We start from the raw sequence: 21,788 nt of genomic DNA on the forward strand, positions 1-21,788 counted from the left end.
CCCCTTCCTTGCGATGTCAGCCGGAAAGCCGAGTTTGCAGGAAGCCAGCATGGCCGTCAGGATCAACAGTTTTCGGGAAATCGCCGGTCGTTACGACGTGGTCCTTTGCGACGTCTGGGGCGTGCTTCACAACGGCATTCAAGCCTTTGCATCCGCCTGCGAAGCGCTGGCCGAGGCGCGCGCCCAGGGGCTGACCGTCGTTCTCATCACCAATTCACCCCGGCCGCATCCGGGCGTTACGGTGCAAATCCGCGGCCTCGGCGTCCCTGACGAAGCCTATGACCGTATCGTGACCTCCGGCGACGTGACGCAGGCGCTGATTGCGGCGGCCGACAAACGCATCTTCTTCATCGGAGCCGACCGGGATCTGCCGCTGCTCGAAGGGCTCGGCACCGAGATCGTATCCGCCGACGAGGCCGAGACGATCGTCTGCGCCGGCTTCTACGACGACGAGACCGAGACGCCCGAGCACTACCGCGCGACGCTGACGGGGCTCGCCAAGCGGAAAATACCGTTCATCTGCGCCAACCCCGATCTTGTCGTGGAGCGCGGGCATAGGCTCATCCCCTGTGCCGGTGCCATCGCCAAACTCTATGAAGAGCTCGGCGGCGAGGCCCGCATTGCCGGCAAGCCCTATATCGCGATCTATCAGGCCGCTCTCGCGCAGGCCAAGTCCGCCAGGGGTAATTTCGATCTTTCGCGCGTCATCGCCATCGGTGACGGGATGCCGACCGACGTCAAGGGTGCGCAGGATGCCGGCTTCGACCTGCTCTACATCAGCGCGGGCATCCATGCGCAGGAATACATGCACGAAAGCCGCACCGACGAAGCGAGGCTCATGGCCTTCCTGAGGCAGAATGGGGCGCAGCCGAAATGGTGGATGCCGCGGCTGGCATGACGGGACGATCGGCATGACCGTTTTTCACCGCAACGAGACCCGCGATCCGCTGCCCGAACATCTTCGCGGCGGTGTGGTCGCGATCGGCAATTTCGACGGCGTGCATCGCGGCCATCAGTCGGTGCTGAACCGCGCGCTGGAGGAGGCGGTGAAGCGGGCCGTTCCGGCGCTCGTGCTCACCTTCGAGCCGCATCCGCGTACCGTATTCCGGCCCGACGCGCCGGTGTTCCGCCTCACCCCGGCACCGCTGAAAGCCCGCATACTCGAGGGAATGGGATTCGGTGCCGTCATCGAATATCCTTTCGACCGGAGCTTTTCGGAGCTTTCGGCCTCCGACTTCATTCATAGCATCCTGCGCGAATGGCTGCACGCCTCCCATGTCGTCACCGGTTTCGATTTCCATTTCGGCAAGGGGCGGGAAGGCGGGCCGGCCTTCCTGATGGCGGCCGGGGAGCGCGAGGGATTCGGCGTGACGCTTGTGGATGCATTCCGCGACGAAAACGCCGCCGTCATTTCCTCGAGTTTCATCCGCTCCCTGCTGGCCGAGGGCGACGTTTCGCACGCGGCCGGGCTGCTTGGCTATCGCTATACGGTCGAAGCCGAAGTCATCGACGGCAAGAAGCTCGGCCGCACGCTCGGCTATCCGACCGCGAACATGCGCCTGCCGCCCGAGGCGGAGCTGAAAAGCGGCATCTATGCGGTGCGTTTCCGGAGGGCGGACGGGTCGCTCCATGACGGTGTCGCAAGCTTCGGCCGTCGCCCGACCGTCGACAGCGACGGCGAAGCCTTGCTGGAGACCTTCGTTTTCGATTTCTCCGCGGATCTCTACGGCGAGATCTGCGCCGTATCCTTCTTCGGCCGGTTGCGAGACGAACTCAAGTTCGACGGTCTGGAGCCATTGATGGTCCAGATGCGCAAGGACGAGAGCGAGGCGCGCGCGCTGCTTGCGGGCGTTCAGCCCCTGAGCGAGATCGACCGCAGGCTCAATTTCGCCTGAGCGGCGGCAGGGCCTTACGCCACCCGATGCGTCAAAGATTTCGGACATGTGCGGCCGGCGGACCCTTTTCAAAAGGCGGAAAACGCCTTAAAGAACCGGCCATAATGACCCGGTTCCATCGAGTGATCGTCGATCAGCGAATTATTGGCCCGGCTTTCCGCGCGCTCTAGGCTGCGCCGGAAGGTCCGGGATTTCGGCGTTTCAACGCCCCCATCATCTTCGAGATTACCGAACCCTTCCGCCTGCGTGACTGCCCCGCGCGGAAAAGACGAATGCGAAAACCATGACCGAGACCGCTGAAAAGACCGACTATTCTTCCACCCTTTACCTGCCGCAGACGGACTTTCCGATGCGGGCCGGCCTGCCGCAGAAGGAGCCGGAGACCGTCGCCCGCTGGCAGAAGATGGAGCTTTACAAAAAGCTCCGCGCGTCCGCTGCCGGCCGCGAGAAGTTCGTCCTGCACGACGGCCCTCCCTACGCCAACGGCAACATCCATATCGGCCACGCCCTGAACAAGATCCTCAAGGATGTGATCAACCGCTCTTTCCAGATGCGCGGCTTCGATGCCAATTACGTGCCGGGCTGGGACTGTCACGGTTTGCCGATCGAATGGAAGATCGAAGAGAAGTACCGCGAGAAAGGCAAGAACAAGGACGAGGTGCCGGTCAACGAGTTCCGTAAGGAATGCCGTGAATTCGCAAGCGGCTGGATCGGGATTCAGACCGAGGAGTTCAAGCGCCTCGGCATCGAGGGCGACTTCGAAAACCCCTACACCACGATGAACTTCCACGCGGAAGCACGCATCGCCGGCGAACTGATGAAGATCGCCAAGTCCGGTCAGCTCTATCGCGGCTCCAAGCCGGTCATGTGGTCGGTCGTCGAGCGTACCGCACTGGCCGAGGCCGAGGTGGAGTATGCCGACGTCGAAAGCGATATGATCTGGGTGAAGTTCCCGGTGACCGAAGGCCCCGATGCGCTTGCCGGCGCCTTCGTCGTCATCTGGACGACGACCCCCTGGACGATCCCGGGCAACCGTGCGATCGCCTACTCGTCGCGCTATGCCTATGGGCTCTATGAAGTCGCGACCGCCGAGAACGACTACGGCCCGCAGCCGGGCGAGAAGCTGATCTTCGCCAAGCGCCTGGCGGAAGAGTCGGCCGCAAAGGCGAAGGTCACCTTCAACTTCGTGCGCGATGTGGAGGCGGCCGATCTGGCCGCGATTACGTGCGCCCATCCGCTGCACGGCCTGGGTGGCGGTTATGCGTTCAACGTGCCGCTTCTCGACGGCGAGCACGTCACCGACGATGCCGGCACCGGCTTTGTCCATACTGCACCCAGCCATGGCCGCGAAGACTTCGAAGCGTGGATGGACAATGTGCGCGTCCTCGAGGAACGCGGCATCTCGTCCACGATCCCGTTCCCGGTCGACGATGCCGGCTATTTCACTGCCGATGCGCCCGGCTTCGGTCCGGATGCGGAAGGCGGCGCCGGCCGCGTCATAGACGACAAGGGCAAGAAGGGCGACGCCAACGACCGCGTCATCAAGGCCCTTATCGGCCGTCACGCGCTCTTCGCGCGCGGCCGTTTGAAGCATTCCTATCCGCATTCCTGGCGGTCGAAGAAGCCGGTCATCTTCCGCAACACGCCGCAATGGTTCGTCACCATGGACAAGGATTTCGGCGACGGCACGACGCTGCGCTCGCGCGCGTTGAACGCGATCGACGAAACCCGTTTCGTGCCCGGCGCCGGCCAGAACCGTCTCCGGGCGATGATCGAACAGCGCCCCGACTGGGTGCTTTCGCGCCAGCGCGCCTGGGGTGTGCCGATCGCGATCTTCGCCGACGACGAGGGCGAAATCCTCGTTGACGACGAGGTCAATGCCCGCATCCTCGACGCTTTCGAGAAGGAAGGAGCGGACGCGTGGTTCGCCGAAGGCGCGAAAGAGCGCTTTCTCGGCAACGACCACGACCATGCCCGCTGGCACCAGGTCACGGACATCCTGGACGTATGGTTCGATTCCGGATCGACCCACACCTTCACGCTGGAGGACCGTCCGGACCTGAAATGGCCGGCCGACGTCTATCTCGAAGGCTCCGACCAGCACCGCGGGTGGTTCCATTCCTCGCTGCTCGAAAGCTGCGCGACGCGCGGCCGCGCGCCCTACAACGCCGTCATCACCCATGGCTTCACCATGGATGAGAAGGGCGAGAAGATGTCGAAGTCGAAGGGCAATACCGTCACGCCCCAGGAGGTGATGAAGGATGCCGGCGCCGACATCCTGCGCCTCTGGGTCATGACGACGGACTATTGGGAAGACCAGCGCCTCGGCAAGACCATCATCCAGACGAATATCGATGCATACCGCAAGCTGCGCAACACGATCCGCTGGATGCTCGGCACGCTCGCCCACGACAAGGGTGAGGCCGTAGCGCTTGCCGACATGCCGGAACTCGAAAGGCTGATGCTGCATCGTCTTGCCGAACTCGACCGGCTGGTGCGCGAAGGCTACGACGCCTTCGACTTCAAGAGGATCGCCCGGGCGCTCATCGATTTCTCGAATGTCGAACTCTCGGCTTTCTATTTCGATATCCGCAAGGATGCGCTCTATTGTGACGCGCCGTCGTCGCTGCGCCGCCGCGCGGCCCTGCAGGTCATCCGCACCCTTTTCGATTGCCTGGTGACCTGGCTTGCACCCATGCTGCCCTTCACCGCCGAGGAGGCCTGGCTTTCGCGCAACCCGCAAGTCGTTTCCGTGCATCTCGAACAGTTCCCCACGGTCCCGGCGGAATGGCGGAACGACGCGCTTGCCGAGAAGTGGCGGAAGATCCGCGAAGTCCGCAAGGTGGTGACCGGCGCGCTCGAGATCGAGCGCAAGGAAAAGCGCATCGGCTCTTCGCTGGAGGCGGCGCCGGTCGTCCATGTCGCCGATCCGGATCTGCTCCAGGCGCTCAACGGCCAGGACTTCGCCGAGATCTGCATCACCTCGGGGATCGAAGTCGACGGGGGCGAGGGCCCGGAGGATGCGTTCAGGCTGCCGGACGTCGCGAAAGTCAGCGTCGTACCGAAACTCGCCGAGGGCCGCAAATGCGCCCGCTCCTGGCGAATCACCACCGATGTCGGCTCCGATCCGCTCTATCCGGACGTCTCCGCGCGCGACGCGGCCGCCCTGCGGGAGCTCGGCTTCAAGCCGTAATCGATCGGTTTACCGGGTGAATTGCGTTCAGGCTCTTCATCCGGTAAAACCTGCCCGAAATTTGGCGGATTTTTCCGCCATGGGGCGCTGAATGGCCGTTTTAGCGACGCGCGGCCGGCTGGAAGGAATCTCATGGGAATGACGCGAGAGTTGCGAGCGGCCGCCGGCATTGCCGCCATCCTGGCGGGAGGTCTGGTGCTTTCCGGCTGCATCGGCGGCCCGACCTACGGAACGGACAAGACGGCCGGCGAGCATTTGCTCGACGATCTAGGCAGCGCGGTCAGCCTCGCTCCCGCGAAGAAGGATCCGGTCAAGTATCAGCCGCGCCCCGGTTTGGTGCTGCCGCCGCAACAGCAGCAGACCGCTCTGGTCGAGCCGCAGCAGTCGCTTGCAAGCCGCGAGGCCAACCCGGCCTGGGTCGAGTCTCCCGAGGAGACGCGCGCGCGTCTGCGCGAAGAGGCGGACGCCAACAAGAACGATCCCAACTACGTCTCGCCGCTGGCAAAAGCGAATGCCAACGGCCGCCGTCTTTCCGCCAAGGAACAGCAGGAGGCCTATCGCGAGGCGCGAAAGATCGAGCAGGGCGCCTATGCGGACAAGCGCCGTTTCCTGAGCGATCCGCCGCTCGAATACCGTCGACTGCCGGAGGGGGCTGAAGCCGATCTCGGAGAGCCCGAAAAGGACAAGGCGCGCCGCCGCAAGAAGGAGGCGCAGATCAAGAACTCCGGAAGCAAGTGGTACTGGCCGTTTTAGAGCGGAATGAGAAACTGCGTGCGGCTCCGTTCGCATCCAAGTTTTAGAATTGGTCCAAAGCCATGGCTATCAGCATTCGCGATGCCCTTCCCGGTGACGCTGCGACGATCCTCCGTTTCATCACGGAACTCGCGACTTATGAAAAGGCGCCGCACGAGGTCGAGGCGACTGTCGAGCGCGTGCACGAGTCGCTCTTCGGAGCCGATGCCGTCGCGCGCGCCGTGATCTGCGAGGCCGACGGCAAGCCCGCAGGCTTTGCCGTCTGGTTCTACAGCTATTCCACCTGGCAGGCGCGCAAGGGACTATATCTGGAGGATCTTTACGTCTCGCCGGAGTTTCGGGGCTCGGGCGCCGGCAAGGCGCTCCTGAAGCATCTGGCGCGGACGGCAGTCGCGGAAGGCTGCGGCCGCTTCGAATGGAGCGTGCTCGACTGGAACGAGCCAGCCATCCGCGTCTATGAGGCCGTCGGGGCGGAGCCCATGTCGGAATGGACGCGTTACCGGCTCGCCGGCAAGGGATTGGAAGCGTTCGCAGCGGACTGACACTTCACGCGGTCCCGGGGAAATCGCAACACAGTTTTCCCCGAGGTGATTTTTAACGTCGGCTGGCGAAGAATTCGCGCAGAATGTCGGCTGCCTCCCGCTCGGCAAGACCGGAATAGACATCCGGCACGTGGTGGCAGGTGGGGGAAGCATAAAACCTGACGCCGTTGTCGACCGCGCCGCCTTTGGGATCCTCCGCGCCATAATAGAGGCGGCGGATGCGAGCGAAGGAGATCGCAGCCGCACACATGGTGCAGGGCTCGAGTGTGACATAGAGATCGGCTCCCGAAAGACGCTCGTCGCCGACGGCGGCCGCCGCCTGGCGGATCGCCTCGATCTCCGCATGGGCGGTGATGTCGCTGCGTTCGCGGGTGCGGTTTCCGGCCGCGGCGATCATCTTGCCGTCGAGCACGATGACGGCGCCGATCGGCACTTCGCCGCGTGCCGCCGCCTTTCGGGCCTCCTGAAGGGCCGCCTGCATGAAGCGTGCCGTTTCTGCCATCGTTCGTTCGATAATTTCCTCTTAACCCACGGCCTACGACCTGATAGGACAGCCGCAAAAGGCAGGCAACACAAATGACATCCAAAGACAAGCCCACGAGGCCCGGCGGCAAGGCCAAGGGTCGCGACAAGAAACCTCATTCCGGCAGCGAGAAGCCTGCGGCACGGGCAGCCGGCAACAGTCCGGCAGCGCCCGCCGGTGCGGACGAGCCGCAACGCATCTCGAAGATCCTGTCGCGCGCAGGCGTCGCCTCGCGTCGCGACGTCGAGCGGATGATCATGGAAGGGCGGGTCAGCCTCAATGGCGTCGTGCTCGACACGCCGGTCGTCAATGCGACCCTTGCCGACAGGATCGAGGTCGACGGCCATCCGATCCGCGGCATCGAACGGACACGGCTCTGGCTTTATCACAAGCCGGGCGGCCTCGTGACGACCAATGCCGATCCGGAAGGCCGTCCGACGGTTTTCGAGAACCTGCCCGAGGATCTGCCGCGCGTTCTGTCGGTGGGCCGCCTGGACATCAATACCGAGGGCCTGCTGCTCCTGACGAACGACGGCGGGCTTGCCCGCGTGCTCGAGTTGCCGTCGACCGGCTGGCTGCGCCGCTACCGCGTGCGGGCGCACGGGGAAATCGATCAGGAGGCGCTCGACCGTCTGAAGGAGGGCATCGCGGTCGAAGGCGTTCTCTACGGAGCGATCGAGGCGACGCTGGACCGGGTGCAGGGCTCGAACGTCTGGATCACCATGGGCCTGCGGGAAGGCAAGAACCGCGAGATCAAGAATGTGCTCGGCGCGCTCGGCCTCGATGTCAACCGGCTGATCCGCATCTCCTACGGTCCGTTCCAGCTTGGCGAGCTGCCGATCGGTCAGGTTCAGGAAATACGCGGCCGCACGCTGCGCGAGCAGCTGGGGCCTCGGCTGATCGCCGATGCCAAGGCGAATTTCGACGCGCCGATCTATAACGATCAGCCGGCTGCTGCCGAGCCTGAAGCGGAGCCCGCCAACCACGCAAAGGCGGAATGGGGCAACAAGCGCGAAAAGGCCGAGGACAAGCGGGAGCGTGCTCTTGCCCGTCTCGATACCCGACGCGACGATGGTCGCCCGAATGAACGCGGCCGCAGCCGCGGTAAGCCGGAGGAGCGTCCGGTGCGCCCGCCGGTCCGGCGCAACCGCTCTTCCAACGTCTGGATGGCGCCGGGTGCGCGTCCGACCGTAGAGAAAAAGCCGAAGGCAGCGGAGGACGAGCTGTCGCCGAAGGCGGCGCGGCGCGCGCCTGCGGAAGGCAAACGGCGCGACCGGCCGAAGGACGCTGCGGCGAAAGCAGCGGGCGGCTTCGATGCGGAACGCCAGGGCAAGGGGGGTAAATCCGCCGGCCGCAAGGATGCCGCAGGTGCCGGCGGCTTCGAGAGGCGTCGACCGCTCGAAAGCGCGGAGCGGAAATCCCGCGACCATGGCGACCGCCCGCCGCGCCGGCCCAGCGGCGAGCGAGCGGCCCGCCCGGCCGACGACCGCATCTCGTCCGAAGGACGCAAGGAGAACGCTCGGCCGCCGCGTAGCGACGGCAAGAAGAGCTTCGCCGGCGACCGGCCACGTGCGAACGCCGGCGGCAAACCGGTTGCTGGAAAACCGGCTTCGGGAAAGCCGGCCGCCCATCGCTCGTCCGGCCCGCGTGCCGGAAAACCCGCCGGCAACAGACCGGCCGGAGGCAAGCCCGGCGGTCGTCCGGGCGGCGGTAAGCCGCCGGGCAAGGGGCCGCAGGGCAGGGGGAAGTAGGCGGCCGTGCGCATCGTCGGTGGAGAATTTCGCGGCCGCACGCTGGCCGCGCCGAAATCGGACGATATCCGTCCGACCACGGACCGCGCGCGCGAGAGCCTGTTTAACATCCTGAGCCACGCCTATCCGGAGGCGCTTGACGGAACGCGCGTTCTCGATCTTTTCGCGGGCACGGGGGCCGTCGGGCTCGAGGCGCTGTCGCGCGGCTGCCGGCAGGCTCTCTTCGTGGAGCAGGGGGTCGAGGGACGCGGGCTGCTGCGGATCAACATCGAAGCGCTCGGCCTTCAGGGGCGGGCCAAGATCTTTCGCCGCGACGCGACGGATCTCGGACCGGTCGGGACGATGGAGCCGTTTCATCTGGTGTTCGCAGATCCGCCCTATGGCAGGGGTCTCGGCGAACGCGCTCTGGCCGCGGCCGCCCGCGGCGGTTGGCTCGTTCCGGGTGCCCTTGCAATCCTGGAGGAGCGCGCGGACGTCCGGCCGCAGTTCTCCGAAAGTTTCGAATCGGTCGACGAACGCGCCTTCGGCGATACGCTCATGCATTTTCTGCGTTTCCGAGGCGCCTGAGACCGGCGCAAAGTCGGTTGGAGCTGTTCAGATTCCGCGTGATCTCGGCCTGCCCCTCGTGCAGGATGGCCGATGACGGAGGTGGCGATGGAGCAGAACCTGTCCACGATATGCAAAGCCGCGGGTAGCGAGGGGGAGCCGACCATCGCGCTTGCCCTCGGCGGCGGCGGCGCGCGCGGACTTGCCCACATCCATGTCATCGAGGCGCTTGATGAGATGGGGCTTCGGCCGGCGGTCGTCGCCGGTTCGTCGATCGGCGCTCTCATGGGCGCGGGCGTGGCCGCCGGCATGAGCGGGAAGGAAATCCGCGAACACGTGCTTTCGACCGTCGGCAGGCGTGGGGAGGTTCTCAACCGCCTATGGCGATTGAGGCCGACCAGTCTTGCCGAGGCTGTGGCGAGCGGCTTCCGCGTCGGCCAGTTCAATATAGAGCGTGTGCTGAAGGCCTTCCTGCCTGAGGCGGTGCCTGTCCGCTTCTCCGATCTGGCCATCCCCCTGAAAATCATCGTCACCGACTATTACGGGCAGACGGAGCGGGTCTGCGAAAGCGGCGACCTCTATAAGGCGCTCGCTGCCTCCTGCGCCCTGCCGGCGGTATTCATGCCGGTGAAGATCGACGGCCGCGTGATGATCGACGGCGGCATCTATAATCCGATCCCCTTCGATCACCTGCGCGGACTGGCAGATATCGTCGTCGCCGTCGATGTCGTCGGCGGGCCGGATGGCGACGGGGAGACGATCCCGAGCCGTATCGACAGCCTGTTCGGCGCGACCCAGTTGATGATGCAGTCGATCATCACGATGAAGATGCAGGCCGGCGCACCGGATATTCTCCTGCGTCCCGATGTCGGGCGGTTCCGCGTCCTGGATTTCCTGCGGGCGCAGGAATTGCTTACCGCCACCAGCGGGACCAAGGACGAGGTGAAGCGCGCGCTAGCAGAGCGTATCGATCGGTGGAAGAAGGGGATATAGGCGACCGAGGGGCAAATGATCTGTTCAACCGGCTTGAAAACATCCCCGGTCGGAGACGCGGGATGCGGGCGGAAAACCGCACGCGCTTTTCTCCCGCTCTAAGGCCTGTTGAGATTCTGGCCACCCGCGGGCTTGTTTGATTTCCTCATTCCTGTGCTTGTCACAGGAATCCAGCCAGCCCAAGTCCTTGGGCTGGAAAGGCTCTTGCGCGCCGCAGACGCGGCGCTGCTGGATCCCTGTGACGAGCACAGATCGGCTACGATCAAAGGAAACAAGCTTCAACGCCATTATCCATGTCGCAGCAGCGGTCATAAACTCAAAATGAATCTCAACAGGCCTTAGCACCAGTGTTAACAGGCCCTGATATCACTCCGCCTTTTCCAGCGTCTCGTCGGCAAGATCCGGCAGAGCATCGTCAGGCTGAGTGACTTCACGCTTCGGCTTTACCAGCGGTTCCGGCCGGACGGGCCTTGAATGCAGCATGTCGCGGCCGGCGGTGACCCTCCGCTTCCTGCAGGACCAACTGCGCGAGTCTTACGCCGCCGGGATATCGGTTTGCGAGAAATCACTTGAGGGGAGTCCATCCTCGTCATAACCGATGATGTCATCGGAGCTGCGACCGTCGAGGACGGGCATGGCATTCCAGCGGCGTTGAATGGCCTCCAGATCCTTCAGAAGAGCCGCGCGCCGGGCAGCGGTGTCGGTTCGGCGCAATCGTTCTTCGAGGGCACGCTTGGTAGCCAGCGTGATGGATTCCCCTGTCCGCCGCTCAAGTGTGCGGGCAAGCTGCTCGGTTTCTATATCCTTGATGCTCCGCGCCATTAGAGGCTTCCTGGTTCCCACCAGTCTATATTCTACCGGAATGAAACATTGATATCCAGAACGCACGTCCATATTGCGGCAGCAGGGACGGTCGACGGGTCGTGACGCGGAGTTCCTGGAGATCATTTCGGCCCTGACAGAGAGGGCCCTTTCTCTTAGATCAAGATGATTTAAGTCGGATCGACCTAAAACATGAGCGTATCGATTCCAAGAAGTTGAGACGCGGGATGCGGGCGGAAACCCGCACACACTTTTCTCCCGCTCTAAGGCCTGTCGAGATTCGGGCCACCCGCGGCGGCTTGTTTGATTTCCTCATTCCTGTGCTTGTCACAGGAATCCAGCCAGACCAAGTCCTTGGGCTGAAAGAACTCTTCCTGCGCCGCAGACGCGGCGCTGCTGGATCCCTGTGACGAGCACAGGGATGAGGACGGAGGAGAGATGCAGTCCTCCGATACGTTTTCCTACAGCGCTGCGCGTCTTATGAGACGCGCGAAGGTCGCTGCAGCACTTTGAGCTGCTGCATGTTTTTGTCTTTTGATCGGCTACGATCAAAGGAAACAAGCTTCAACGCCATTATCCATCTCGCAGCAGCCGTCATAAACTCAAAATGAATCTCAACAGGCCTTAGCACCAGTGTTAACAGGCCCTGATATCACTCCGCCTTTTCCAGCGTCTCGTCGGCAAGATCCGGCAGAGCATCGTCAGGCTGAGTGACTTCACGCTTCGGCTTTACCAGCGGTTCCGGCCGGACGGGCCTTGAATGCAGCATGTCGCGGCCGGCGGTGATGCCCTCCGCTTCCTGGAGCACCAGCCTTGCCTCGTCGCGGCGGCGTATATCGTCCATGATGCCAATGGCTTCGTCGCCGTTCACGCCGAGCGCCTCGAGCGTCTTTCGGCCGAAAAGCAGACCCGACTCGAACGTCTCGCGCAATTCGTAGTCGACACCCCGTGCGCGCAGTTCCAGCGTGTGCAGGCGGTCGTAGGAGCGCGCGAAGATGCGGGCATTCGGGTATTCGGCATGGACGAGATCGATGATCTTGTCCGTGACCTCCTTCTTCTGCGTGCACACGGCGACAATCTTCGCCTTCTCTATTCCGGCCGCTCGCAAGACGTCGAGGCGTGTGCCGTCGCCGAAATAGATGCGGAAGCCGAATGTGGCCGCCTGACGCACGCGCGCCGCGGAATGGTCGATGATCGTCACATCGCGGCCGCCGGCGAGAAGGATCTGCGAAGCGATCTGGGCGAAGCGGGAAAAACCGATCATCAGCACGTCGGCGCCGGCGCCCTCGAAATCCTCTTCCATTTCCTCGGCCAGTTCGTCCTGCTTGTGCATCAGCCGCCTGGAGAGCATCGCTGCCACGGGTGTCAACGCCATGGAGAGCGTGACGATGGCGACGAGCAGGGAGGACGTGGCTTGCGAGAAGACGCCGGCCGCGGCGGCTGCGGTGAAGAGCACGAAGCCGAATTCGCCGCCCTGCGGCAGAAGCAGGCCGATGCGCACGGCGTCGTTGTGGCGTGAGCCGGCGGCCCGGCACAGTCCGTAAAGGACCAGGCTCTTTACCAGCATCAGCACGGGAACGGCGATGATGATGCTCAGCAGGTTCTCTGCCACCACATGGAGCTCGAGCGACAGGCCGACCGCCATGAAGAAAAGCGCCTGGAGGATGCCGCGGAATGGCTCGATGTCGGCCTCCAGCTCGTGACGATAGGACGATTCCGCCAGCAACACCCCGGCAAGGAAGGCGCCCATCGCCATGGAAAGGCCGGCGAGCTGCATCATCGTCGCCGCGCCCATGACGACGAGAAGCGCGGCTGCGATCATGACATCGCGCGCGCCGGTGCGCGCGATCACCTGAAACAGCGGATTGAGAAGATAGCGACCGGCGGCGAAAAGCGCGGCCACGGCGGCGATGGCGATCGCGAAGTCCTCGATCGGCGTGGTCGTATCCTCCGGTGCCTGCGCCGCCATCAGCGGAATGATCGCAAGCAGAGGCACGATCGCCAGGTCCTGGAGCAGGAGAATGGAGAAGGCGCGCTGGCCATAGCGCGTGTTGGTATCGTTGTTCTCCTCCAGGATCTGCATGGCGAAGGCCGTGGAGGATAGCGCCAGGCCGAAGCCGGCGATGACGCTGCCGGCGCCTCCGAGAAGACCGCTGAACGCGATCAGGAACGAAAGAACGGCGCCGGTGATCACGACCTGTGCCGTACCGAGACCGAAGATGTCGCGCCGCATCTGCCACAGCCGCGACGGTTTCAGCTCGAGGCCGATGATGAACAGCAGGAAGACGACGCCGAGTTCCGAGACATGCAGAATCTCTTCGCCTTCCGTGATTTGCTGGGCGACGGGACCGATCAGGATGCCGGCGGCGAGGTAACCAAGGATGGTGCCGAGCCCGAGACGCTTGAACAGCGGCGCTGCGATCACGGCGCCGGCAAGCAGCATCAGCGCCTGCGAATAGATTATCGTTGTCGTTTCCATGCTCGGTGCTTCCGCTATAACGGCCGGGGGACCCGTGGGAGAGGGCGTATTCCGCCGCATATCATTTTGCTGCTGGGGCGGGAATCACGATGATGCCCTTGATGCATGCTTCAGTGCACAATAAATGGGACAGGAATGAAAGGCCAAAATCATGTCTGAGACGATCGATTCCGCCGTCCTCGAGCAACGTGCCGCCGAGCTTGTCGATCAGGCGCGCCGCGCCGGCGCGGATGCCGCGGATGCCGTGGTGGTGCGTGGCCGCTCCCGTTCGGTTTCGGTGCGGCTCGGCAAGGTGGAGGCGACGGAAGCTTCCGAGAGCGACGATTTCTCGCTCAGGGTTTTTGTCGGGCGGCGCGTCGCCAGTGTTTCCGCCAATCCGGGCTTCGATTTGAAGGTCCTGGCAGAGCGTGCGGTGGCGATGGCCAAGGCGTCGCCGGAGGATCCTTACGCATCGCTTGCCGACCCCGATCGCCTGGCGAAGTCCTATCCGGATCTCGAACTTTTCGACAACCGGGACGTATCGACCGAAGCACTCACGGAGGCGGCGCTCGCTGCCGAAGGAGCCGCGCTTTCGGTCACAGGCGTCACCAATTCCAGCGGGGCGGGCGCATCGGCCGGCATGGGCGGGCTCGTGCTCGTCACGTCTCATGGTTTCTCCGGCTCCTATATGGCCACCCGTTTCGGCTGCTCCGTCAGCGCCATCGCCGGCGAAGGCACCAAGATGGAACGCGATTACGACTTCGACAGCCGCCTCTATTTCGATGAGCTCCGCACTGCCGAGGATATCGGCCGGGTCGCCGGCGAGCGGGCGGCGGCGCGCGTCAACCCCCGCCGCGTCGCGACGCAGAAGAACGTGACGGTCGTTTTCGACCCGCGCGTCGCACGCGGCTTCGTCGGACATCTTGCGGGAGCCATCAACGGAGCGTCGGTCGCCCGCAAGACGAGCTTCCTGCGCGGCATGATGGGCAAGCAGATCATGAAATCGGGCATTGCCGTTACCGACGATCCGTTGATCGTCCGCGGCGCCTCCTCGCGTCCTTTCGACGGGGAGGGGGTCAGCGGCTCGAAATTGTCGATGGTCGAGGATGGCGTGCTGCGCCATTGGTTCCTGTCCACGTCTGCGGCCAGGGAACTCGGTCTCGAGACCAACGGGCGCGGCGTTCGCGGCGGTCCGGCGGTCAGCCCGGCCTCCACCAATCTCGCCCTCGAGCCCGGCTCCGTCTCGCGCGACGATCTGATCCGCGGCGTCGGCACCGGCTTCTATGTCACCGAGCTCATCGGCCAGGGTGTCAACATGGTGACGGGCGAATATAGTCGCGGCGCCTCCGGCTTCTGGATTGAAAACGGCGAAATCCTCTATCCCGTTTCCGAGGTGACGATCGCCTCTAATCTCAAGCAGATGTTCATGGCGCTGACGCCGGCCGACGACATCGACAGGAAGTTCGGCATCGCCGCGCCGACGCTTGCGATCGAAGGCATGACGATCGCCGGAACTTGAATGTGGGCGGTGCGTTGCACTACAGCGCCGCGTGTAAGGATTTGCATGTCAGAAACAGCCCTTTCGATCCGCCCGGCCTGGGACGAGGACCTCGAACTCATTCTTACCGCTGCAGTCGCGGCGGGCGACACTGCGCTCGGCTATTTCCGCAAGACGCTGGACGTCCGCTGGAAAAATGAGGGCCGTTCCCCCGTAAGCGAGGCCGACCTCGCCGCCAACGACATCCTCAAGGGGCGGCTGCTCGCCGCACGGCCGGACTATGGCTGGCTTTCGGAGGAGACCGACGACGACGAAAGCCGTCTCGTCCGCGAGACCGTCTTTGTCGTCGATCCCATCGACGGCACCCGGGCCTTCATCGCCGGCAAGGATCTCTGGTGCGTCAGCGTCGCCGTCGTCCACCGTGGCCAGCCTGTGGCCGGCGTTCTCTATGCGCCCGCCCTCGACGAGATATTCCAGGCGACCCGCGATGGCGAAGCGCAGAAGAACGGCAAGGCGATTGCCGTGCGGGAGGCGGCGTCCGGCGCGGTGCTGAAGGTGGCGGCGGCCGAGGATGTCATGGGCAGGCTGGCATTGCCCTATCGCAACAGGATGATGCGTGTGTCGCACGTGCCGTCGCTCGCCTATCGCCTTGCGATGATCGCGGATGGACGCATCGATGGAACGATCGTCAAGCGGAATTCGCACGATTGGGATTTGGCGGCCGCCGACCTCATCCTTTCGCGCGCCGGGGGCGCGCTTTGCAGTCTCGATGGCGAGCCCTTGTCCTACAACCGCCCGACTGTCACCCACGGCGTTCTGGGAGCGGCCTCGGGAACCGCGCTGCCGGCGTTGCTCGCCGCCTCCAGGCCGCTTGAGCCCCATTGACCTTTAGGGGCGAATGCCGCAAACCACCCCAACACCAATAAGAACACAGATGGAATTTCGATGGCTCACGACTCCGAGAAAAAACAACGGCTGCACCTCGTCTTCGGGGGCGAATTGGCAACGCTCACCGACGTGCAGTTTCGCGATCTGGAAAATCTGGATATCGTCGGCATCTTCCCGGACTACGAGAGCGCGCATGTCGCCTGGAAAGCCAAGGCTCAGATGACCGTCGACAATGCGCATATGCGCTATTTCATCGTCCACATGCATCGCCTGCTCGATCCGGAAGCGAAGTAATGCCGTCGGCGTCGGACGCGGCGGAGGGCAAGCGTTCATGAGCAGCCTGCGCGCAAGGCTGGCACTTTCCGGCTATCGCTGGCTCGGAACGGCCGTCTATCCCTTCTTCTGGTCCTATCTTGCGCTCCGCGCGGCGAAGGGCAAGGAGGACCCGGCACGCCGGCGCGAACGCTATGGCTATGCTAGTGCGCCGCGGCCCCAGGGCCCTCTCGTCTGGTTCCACGCCGCCAGTGTCGGAGAGACGAATGCAGTCACTCCGCTGATCAAGGAAATCCGCCGCCGCGGCATCGCCGTGGTGCTGACCACCGGTACGACGACCTCGGCGCGCGTCGCCGCGGAGCGGTTGGGCTCGGCCGTCGTGCACCAGTACGTGCCGCTCGATTTCAAGCCGGCGGTGAGCCGTTTTCTGGAATATTGGCAGCCTGATCTGGCGATCATCGCCGAATCGGAGATCTGGCCGATGACGATCATCGAGCTCGGCAGGCGCCATATTCCGCAGGTTCTGGTCAATGGCCGTCTTTCCGACCGCACCTTCGCCCGATGGAGGCGCCGGCCGTCGCTCGCCGATGCTCTCTTTGAAAATCTCGCGCTCGTCATCGCTCAGTCCGATGTCGATGCGGAGCGTTTCCGCACGCTGGGTGCGCTCCCGGTTACGGTCTCCGGCAACCTCAAGGTGGACAACGACGCGCCGCCGCACGATCCCCGGGACCTGCGCGAATACCGCCAGCAGATCGGTGCACGAAAGACCTGGGCTGCGATCTCGACCTTCGAGGGGGAGGAGAATGCGGCCGGGACCGTTCACCAGGCGCTGAAGGAGAGAACCGGCCTACTGACGATCATCGTTCCTCGCCATCCGGAGCGCTGCGACGCGATCGAGGCTGCCTTGGTCGCGAAGGGGTTGACCGTCGCGCGCCGCACGCGCGGCGATCCGGTCACACCGGAAGTCGACATTCTACTCGGCGACACGATCGGCGAAATGGGGCTCTATCTGAGGCTGACGGAAGTCGCTTTCGTCGGACGTTCGCTTTTCGCCGAGGGCGGCCAGAACCCGCTCGAGCCGGCAATGCTCGGCTGCGCGGTGCTCTCCGGCGGGAATGTGCAGAATTTCCGCGAGACCTACCAGATGCTCGCGAAGAACGGCAGCGCCAAGATCGTGCGCGATACGGAGATGCTCGCCAAGGGGGTCAACTACCTGCTCGCCAACGACGACATGCGTCGCTCGATGATCGATGCCGGACTCGAAACCGTGCAACAGATGCGGGGCGCGCTGACGGCGACGATGAAGGGCCTCGACCCCTACATCAACCCGCTTGTGGTGAAGGCGCGGCTGGAGCCGCGCCCCGAAGCCTGAAACGTGAAGCCTCGACTCTGGAAGGGACCATGCCCGCAACGAAACCGATCGCCGGCATATTGTTCGACAAGGACGGCACCCTTCTCGACTACGTGAAGAGCTGGGTGCCGGTGAATTACGAGCTGGCGCGGATCGCCGCCAAGGGCAATGAGAGCCTTGCGCGTGTCCTCCTTCAGGCGGGCGGGATGGACCCGGAGACCGGATATGTCGTTCCCGACAGCCTGCTTGCGGCCGGGAATACGGTGGAGATTGCCACCGGCATGGTCGGCGCCGGCGCGCCGTTTACCGTAGAAGAATTGACGGCGCTGTTCGACGGGCTCTTTGCACAATCCGCGCATTATGCCGTGCCGGTGACCGATCTCGCTTCCTTTTTTGCCGGGCTGCACGCGAAAGGCTACCGGCTCGGCGTCGCCTCCAGCGATAACGAGCGCTCGATCCGGGAAACCGCCAAACGCTTCGGTTTCGAGGACTACCTCCATTACGTCGCCGGCTACGATAGCGGCTATGGCACAAAGCCGGAGCCCGGCATGGTGCTCGGGTTTTGCGCCGCAACGGGGCTTGCACCCGACGAGGTGGCCGTAGTCGGCGACAACAATCACGACATGCATATGGGCCGCAGTGCCGGCGTCGGCATGACGGTTGCCGTTTTGACCGGCACCGGATCGCGCCAGTCGCTTGCCGCGTCTTGCGACCACTGCCTCGCCGATATTACCGAGCTGGAAGCGGTGCTCACGAACTGATCGGCTTGCCTTTTTCTCCGTTCTGACGTTCTTTGTCGCCGGTCACACCGCTCACGGCCGATGCCCGCGGCGGAAAGTTCTGGATTTGCCGTTCCTGCCCTCGATGTGCAGGAGCGGCCGCACGGATATTTACGGGTAAAGATGGTTTCAGAAGCGCCCCCGTTCTGGTGGACCAAGGCCGACTGGCGCGCCTATGCTCTTTGGCCCTTTTCCTGGGTTTACGGCCGGATCGCCGGGATGCGCATGGACCGGGCGCGCCGGGCGACCTCCGCCGTGCCGCTGATCTGCATCGGCAACTTCACCGTCGGCGGAGCCGGAAAGACCCCGACGGCGATCGCGATTGCACGTGCCGCCAGGGCACGGGGCCTGAAGCCCGCTTTCCTGAGCCGCGGCTATGGCGGGTCGCTGGACGTCACGACGGTGGTCGACCCCGAGCACCATCGCGCGCGCGACGTCGGCGACGAGCCGCTGCTGCTTGCCCGCGAGGCCCTCACCGTGATCTGCCGACGCAGGGTGGATGGCGCACGCAAGCTTGCTGCGGAAGGCGCCGATATCATCATCATGGATGATGGCTTCCAGAGTGCCCGGCTCGTCTTCGATTTCGCCCTTCTGGTGGTCGATTCCGGCCGCGGCATCGGCAATGGCCATCTCGTGCCTTCCGGCCCGGTTCGGGCGCCGATCGGCAATCAGCTGCGCCATGCCAACGCTCTCCTGAAACTCGGCCACGGCTCCGCCGCCGATTCTCTCGTCCGCCAGGCGGCGCGGGCCGGCAAGCCCGTCTATGTGGCCGAAACGGTGCGCACGGATACAGGGCCGCTCGAGGGCGTCAAGGTCCTTGCCTGGGCCGGAATCGCGGATCCGGAAAAGTTCTTCAAGACCGTTCGCGAGACCGGCGCGGTGATCGAAGAGACCCGGACCTTCCCGGATCACCACCATTTCTCCGAAGACGAGATTGCCGATCTGATCGACCGCGCCGCAAGCCGGGGCTATACGCTGGTGACCACGGCCAAGGACATGGTTCGCCTGGAGCCCGGACACGGGCGGGCAGGGGAACTGGCGGCGAAAAGCCGCGTGATCGAGATCGAGGTGCGCTTCGACGATCCGGCAGCGCCGGGTGCAATCATCGACGCGACACTTGCCTCCGCCCGCGCCCGCCGATTGCGCGAGCGCAAGACGGGTTAGTCAAGCCTGACCCGCCAGGCCGCCGGCGCGTCGTTCCGCTTCGAGCGAGGCGTCCGCGTCGGCGTAAGCCTCCTGGCGCGCGACGCTCCAGTACCTGAGTTCATCGACCGGAACGGGCTTGCCCGTAACGGCACAGATCACGTGCGAGCCGGCAAGTACGACTTGGAAGTCTCCGTCGAGATAGCGGATCTTCGCCTCCCGGGAGGAGCTTCCTTCAAAACGGTTCATCATGCCTGAACGGGCCTCGTCTAATCGTGGACGTCCTGATCTATCGCGGCGCCCTGCAAAAAACCAGCGGTTTCGGAAGATGGTTCCAGCAGGGTCTCAGCTCCGCCCGAAAAGCCGCTCGATGTCAGCCAGCTTGAGCTCGATATAGGTCGGCCGGCCGTGATTGCACTGCCCGGAGCCGGGCGTGGCCTCCATCTGGCGAAGCAGAGCGTTCATCTCTTCGGTGCGCAACCGGCGGCCCGAGCGCACCGAGCCGTGGCAGGCCATGGTGGCGGCGAGATATTCGAGCCGGCCGGCGAGCCCACCGGCCGTATCCCATTCCGCAAGCTCGTCGGCAAGCTGGCGAACCAGTCCGGCGGCGTCCATTTCTCCGAGCATCGCCGGCGTTTCGCGGACGGCGATCGCCGCGGGGCCGAAACGCTCGATGGCCAGTCCCAGGCGCGTGAATTCCTGCGCATGCGCAATCAGCCGGTCGCAATCGTCTTCCGGCAGGTCGACGATCTCGGGGATCAGCAGCGCCTGCGCCGGTACCGGGCGGGCGTGGAGCGCCGTTCGCATCGTCTCGAAGACGAGACGCTCATGGGCGGCGTGCTGGTCGACGATCACGAGCCCGTCGTCGGTCTGGGCGACGATATAGTTTTCATGAAGCTGGGCGCGGGCGGCACCAAGCGGGAAGGAAACCGCCCGTCCATCGTCGGCGCGCGTCGCCTCGACGGCGGCGGCGCTGCGCGCGGACGGCTGGGCGAAATCGGAGAAGGCCGCCTGGGGTGCTTCTGCAAAACCCCGCGCGGCCTCGTCGAAGCGCAGCGGCCGATAGGGCGAGACGGCGGCCGTCCAGGGTTCCTGCGGCCGGTCTGCCCGGTGGAACTCGGGACGGAAGGCGCGCATCAGCCCATGGGTCCCGGTCGTCGCCGCCCGGTCTCCCTCACGCGCCAACGCCTCGCGGATGGCGCCGATGATCAAGCCGCGGATCAGTCCGGGATCGCGGAAGCGCACGTCCGATTTTGCCGGATGGACATTGACGTCGACGAGAGCCGGATCGAGCGTGATCGACAGCACCGCGATCGGGTAGCGCCCCTGCGGAATGGTCTCGGCATAGGCGGCGCGGATCGCGGACATGATCAGCTTGTCCTGGACCGGCCGGCCATTGACGAACGCATATTGCTGAAGCGAATTGCCGCGGTTGAAGGTCGGCACGCCGGCAAAGCCCGTCAGCCGCGCATCCTCGCGCTCGGCGTCGATCTCGATGGCATTGTCGCGGAAGTCGCGGCCGAGCACTTGCGCCATCCGCGCCAGCCGGTCGTCGCCTGTTGCTGGGAATTCGAGCGTCGTGCGATCGGAGCCGGAAAGCACGAAACGCACTCTCGGAAAGGCGATCGCCATACGCCGGACGACTTCCGAGATCGCAGCCGCCTCGGCCTTTTCCGACTTCATGAATTTCAGCCGCGCCGGGGTCGCGAAGAAGAGGTCGCGCACCTCGACCACGGTGCCTACGATAGCGGCCGACGGACGGGCGGGCTCGCTCCTGCCGCCGGTGACCGTGATCGCCGCGCCTTCCCGGGCCTCCGCCGTCCTCGTGGTGATCGACAGGCGCGCGACCGATCCGATCGAGGGCAGGGCTTCGCCGCGGAAACCGAGCGTCCGGATATCGGCGAGGCTGTCGTCGAGCTTGGAGGTGCAATGGCGGCGGATCGCCAGTTCGAGATCGGCCGGCGACATGCCGATGCCGTTGTCGGTGACCCTGAGGAGCGTCTTGCCGCCACCGGCGGTCGCGATCTCGATCCTCGTCGCGCCCGCATCGAGCGCGTTCTCGATCAGTTCCTTCGCGGCGCTCGCCGGTCGTTCGATGACTTCGCCGGCGGCGATCTGATTGATGAGCGTTTCAGAAAGTTGCTTGATGGCCATGCCCTATTTTCCAGGATTCGGAGAGGGAGGGAAAGCCCCGCGCGCACACTTCTCCAAGGCTGCCGGCCGGCACCTGCAAAAAGCGGGATTGCGACTTAATCGGGCTTTAACGTTCTGCTGCAATTTTCCACAGCAACCTGAATGATCGTCGGGTTTTTGCCTCTGGAGCACCGCGGCGTTGCTGGACGCCGCCCGCATCCCTTCAAAAGGATGCCTCAAAGGCGGC

At 64.3% G+C, this 21,788-nt stretch carries 19 protein-coding genes; 14 read left to right on the forward strand and 5 right to left on the reverse strand.

Going from position 1 to position 21,788, the window contains the following annotated elements:
• Nucleotides 1–49 precede the first annotated feature (49 nt).
• The 5 genes from AC5J09_RS16105 to AC5J09_RS16125 all read left to right on the forward strand — a co-directional run bounded on the left by AC5J09_RS16105 (nt 50) and on the right by AC5J09_RS16125 (nt 6,383).
• Nucleotides 50–898, forward strand: coding sequence for a TIGR01459 family HAD-type hydrolase (locus AC5J09_RS16105; RefSeq protein WP_411921929.1), 849 nt, complete (start codon nt 50–52; stop codon nt 896–898).
• Nucleotides 899–911: 13 nt separating this feature from the next.
• Nucleotides 912–1,895, forward strand: coding sequence for a bifunctional riboflavin kinase/FAD synthetase (locus AC5J09_RS16110; RefSeq protein ID WP_100669315.1), 984 nt, complete (start codon nt 912–914; stop codon nt 1,893–1,895).
• A gap of 283 nt (nt 1,896–2,178) precedes the next feature.
• On the forward strand, nt 2,179–5,088 hold the full coding sequence (ileS, locus tag AC5J09_RS16115; protein WP_494297993.1) for an isoleucine--tRNA ligase: 2,910 nt from the start codon (nt 2,179–2,181) through the stop codon (nt 5,086–5,088).
• Nucleotides 5,089–5,220: 132 nt separating this feature from the next.
• Nucleotides 5,221–5,841 (forward strand): hypothetical protein, encoded by a 621-nt coding sequence (locus AC5J09_RS16120; protein WP_018094344.1) that lies wholly within the window; start codon nt 5,221–5,223, stop codon nt 5,839–5,841.
• 62 nt (nt 5,842–5,903) lie between these two features.
• A complete protein-coding gene (locus AC5J09_RS16125) occupies nt 5,904–6,383 on the forward strand; it encodes a GNAT family N-acetyltransferase (protein WP_018094345.1) in 480 nt (159 codons plus the stop codon).
• 52 nt (nt 6,384–6,435) lie between these two features.
• Here the strand turns inward: AC5J09_RS16125 and AC5J09_RS16130 are convergent, their stop codons facing one another.
• Nucleotides 6,436–6,885, reverse strand: coding sequence for a nucleoside deaminase (locus tag AC5J09_RS16130; RefSeq protein WP_100669311.1), 450 nt, complete (start codon nt 6,883–6,885; stop codon nt 6,436–6,438).
• 74 nt (nt 6,886–6,959) lie between these two features.
• Here AC5J09_RS16130 and AC5J09_RS16135 point away from each other — a divergent pair, with 74 nt between their 5' ends.
• The 3 genes from AC5J09_RS16135 to AC5J09_RS16145 all read left to right on the forward strand — a co-directional run bounded on the left by AC5J09_RS16135 (nt 6,960) and on the right by AC5J09_RS16145 (nt 10,196).
• Nucleotides 6,960–8,657 carry a pseudouridine synthase gene (locus tag AC5J09_RS16135; RefSeq protein ID WP_494297994.1) on the forward strand — a complete coding sequence of 566 codons (1,698 nt, stop codon included), beginning with the start codon at nt 6,960–6,962 and terminating at the stop codon, nt 8,655–8,657.
• A 6-nt stretch (nt 8,658–8,663) separates the two neighbouring features.
• Complete coding sequence (gene rsmD, locus AC5J09_RS16140; protein ID WP_494297995.1) at nt 8,664–9,224, forward strand: 16S rRNA (guanine(966)-N(2))-methyltransferase RsmD; 561 nt, start codon at nt 8,664–8,666, stop codon at nt 9,222–9,224.
• A gap of 72 nt (nt 9,225–9,296) precedes the next feature.
• Nucleotides 9,297–10,196: a patatin-like phospholipase family protein gene (locus AC5J09_RS16145; protein ID WP_494297996.1), complete on the forward strand. Its 900-nt coding sequence runs from the start codon at nt 9,297–9,299 to the stop codon at nt 10,194–10,196.
• Nucleotides 10,197–10,730: 534 nt separating this feature from the next.
• Here AC5J09_RS16145 and AC5J09_RS16150 read toward each other — a convergent pair.
• Together AC5J09_RS16150 and AC5J09_RS16155 are read right to left on the reverse strand one after the other, a co-directional pair.
• Nucleotides 10,731–11,018: a type II toxin-antitoxin system VapB family antitoxin gene (locus tag AC5J09_RS16150; protein ID WP_494297997.1), complete on the reverse strand. Its 288-nt coding sequence runs from the start codon at nt 11,016–11,018 to the stop codon at nt 10,731–10,733.
• Nucleotides 11,019–11,670: 652 nt separating this feature from the next.
• Nucleotides 11,671–13,497 carry a monovalent cation:proton antiporter-2 (CPA2) family protein gene (locus AC5J09_RS16155; RefSeq protein ID WP_494297998.1) on the reverse strand — a complete coding sequence of 609 codons (1,827 nt, stop codon included), beginning with the start codon at nt 13,495–13,497 and terminating at the stop codon, nt 11,671–11,673.
• A 151-nt stretch (nt 13,498–13,648) separates the two neighbouring features.
• Here AC5J09_RS16155 and AC5J09_RS16160 point away from each other — a divergent pair, with 151 nt between their 5' ends.
• From AC5J09_RS16160 to lpxK, 6 genes are all read left to right on the forward strand, one after another.
• A complete protein-coding gene (locus AC5J09_RS16160) occupies nt 13,649–14,995 on the forward strand; it encodes a TldD/PmbA family protein (RefSeq protein ID WP_494297999.1) in 1,347 nt (448 codons plus the stop codon).
• Nucleotides 14,996–15,040: 45 nt separating this feature from the next.
• A complete protein-coding gene (locus tag AC5J09_RS16165) occupies nt 15,041–15,859 on the forward strand; it encodes a 3'(2'),5'-bisphosphate nucleotidase CysQ (protein ID WP_494298000.1) in 819 nt (272 codons plus the stop codon).
• Between the two features lie 60 nt (nt 15,860–15,919).
• Nucleotides 15,920–16,156 (forward strand): DUF4170 domain-containing protein, encoded by a 237-nt coding sequence (locus tag AC5J09_RS16170; protein ID WP_275596682.1) that lies wholly within the window; start codon nt 15,920–15,922, stop codon nt 16,154–16,156.
• Between the two features lie 37 nt (nt 16,157–16,193).
• On the forward strand, nt 16,194–17,507 hold the full coding sequence (gene waaA / locus AC5J09_RS16175) for a lipid IV(A) 3-deoxy-D-manno-octulosonic acid transferase (RefSeq protein WP_100669293.1): 1,314 nt from the start codon (nt 16,194–16,196) through the stop codon (nt 17,505–17,507).
• A gap of 29 nt (nt 17,508–17,536) precedes the next feature.
• Nucleotides 17,537–18,247, forward strand: a complete 711-nt coding sequence (locus AC5J09_RS16180; RefSeq protein WP_018094358.1) for an HAD family hydrolase — start codon at nt 17,537–17,539, stop codon at nt 18,245–18,247.
• A 141-nt stretch (nt 18,248–18,388) separates the two neighbouring features.
• Nucleotides 18,389–19,429 (forward strand): tetraacyldisaccharide 4'-kinase, encoded by a 1,041-nt coding sequence (gene lpxK, locus AC5J09_RS16185; protein ID WP_494298001.1) that lies wholly within the window; start codon nt 18,389–18,391, stop codon nt 19,427–19,429.
• Here the strand turns inward: lpxK and AC5J09_RS16190 are convergent, their stop codons facing one another.
• On the reverse strand, nt 19,430–19,660 hold the full coding sequence (locus tag AC5J09_RS16190) for a DUF2093 domain-containing protein (protein WP_018094360.1): 231 nt from the start codon (nt 19,658–19,660) through the stop codon (nt 19,430–19,432).
• Between the two features lie 93 nt (nt 19,661–19,753).
• Nucleotides 19,754–21,562 (reverse strand): DNA mismatch repair endonuclease MutL, encoded by a 1,809-nt coding sequence (mutL, locus tag AC5J09_RS16195; protein ID WP_494298002.1) that lies wholly within the window; start codon nt 21,560–21,562, stop codon nt 19,754–19,756.
• Nucleotides 21,563–21,788 lie beyond the last annotated feature (226 nt).

The sequence above is a fragment of the Sinorhizobium sp. genome, from assembly GCF_059070375.1.

Coding starts and splice junctions, on each gene's coding strand:
- AC5J09_RS16105 (WP_411921929.1), top strand. CDS start 50: ATGGCCGTCAGGATCAACAGTTTTCGGGAAATCGCCGGTCGTTACGAC.
- AC5J09_RS16110 (WP_100669315.1), top strand. CDS start 912: ATGACCGTTTTTCACCGCAACGAGACCCGCGATCCGCTGCCCGAACAT.
- ileS (WP_494297993.1), top strand. CDS start 2,179: ATGACCGAGACCGCTGAAAAGACCGACTATTCTTCCACCCTTTACCTG.
- AC5J09_RS16120 (WP_018094344.1), top strand. CDS start 5,221: ATGGGAATGACGCGAGAGTTGCGAGCGGCCGCCGGCATTGCCGCCATC.
- AC5J09_RS16125 (WP_018094345.1), top strand. CDS start 5,904: ATGGCTATCAGCATTCGCGATGCCCTTCCCGGTGACGCTGCGACGATC.
- AC5J09_RS16130 (WP_100669311.1), bottom strand. CDS start 6,885: ATGGCAGAAACGGCACGCTTCATGCAGGCGGCCCTTCAGGAGGCCCGA.
- AC5J09_RS16135 (WP_494297994.1), top strand. CDS start 6,960: ATGACATCCAAAGACAAGCCCACGAGGCCCGGCGGCAAGGCCAAGGGT.
- AC5J09_RS16145 (WP_494297996.1), top strand. CDS start 9,297: ATGACGGAGGTGGCGATGGAGCAGAACCTGTCCACGATATGCAAAGCC.
- AC5J09_RS16150 (WP_494297997.1), bottom strand. CDS start 11,018: ATGGCGCGGAGCATCAAGGATATAGAAACCGAGCAGCTTGCCCGCACA.
- AC5J09_RS16155 (WP_494297998.1), bottom strand. CDS start 13,497: ATGGAAACGACAACGATAATCTATTCGCAGGCGCTGATGCTGCTTGCC.
- AC5J09_RS16160 (WP_494297999.1), top strand. CDS start 13,649: ATGTCTGAGACGATCGATTCCGCCGTCCTCGAGCAACGTGCCGCCGAG.
- AC5J09_RS16165 (WP_494298000.1), top strand. CDS start 15,041: ATGTCAGAAACAGCCCTTTCGATCCGCCCGGCCTGGGACGAGGACCTC.
- AC5J09_RS16170 (WP_275596682.1), top strand. CDS start 15,920: ATGGCTCACGACTCCGAGAAAAAACAACGGCTGCACCTCGTCTTCGGG.
- waaA (WP_100669293.1), top strand. CDS start 16,194: ATGAGCAGCCTGCGCGCAAGGCTGGCACTTTCCGGCTATCGCTGGCTC.
- AC5J09_RS16180 (WP_018094358.1), top strand. CDS start 17,537: ATGCCCGCAACGAAACCGATCGCCGGCATATTGTTCGACAAGGACGGC.
- lpxK (WP_494298001.1), top strand. CDS start 18,389: ATGGTTTCAGAAGCGCCCCCGTTCTGGTGGACCAAGGCCGACTGGCGC.
- AC5J09_RS16190 (WP_018094360.1), bottom strand. CDS start 19,660: ATGATGAACCGTTTTGAAGGAAGCTCCTCCCGGGAGGCGAAGATCCGC.
- mutL (WP_494298002.1), bottom strand. CDS start 21,562: ATGGCCATCAAGCAACTTTCTGAAACGCTCATCAATCAGATCGCCGCC.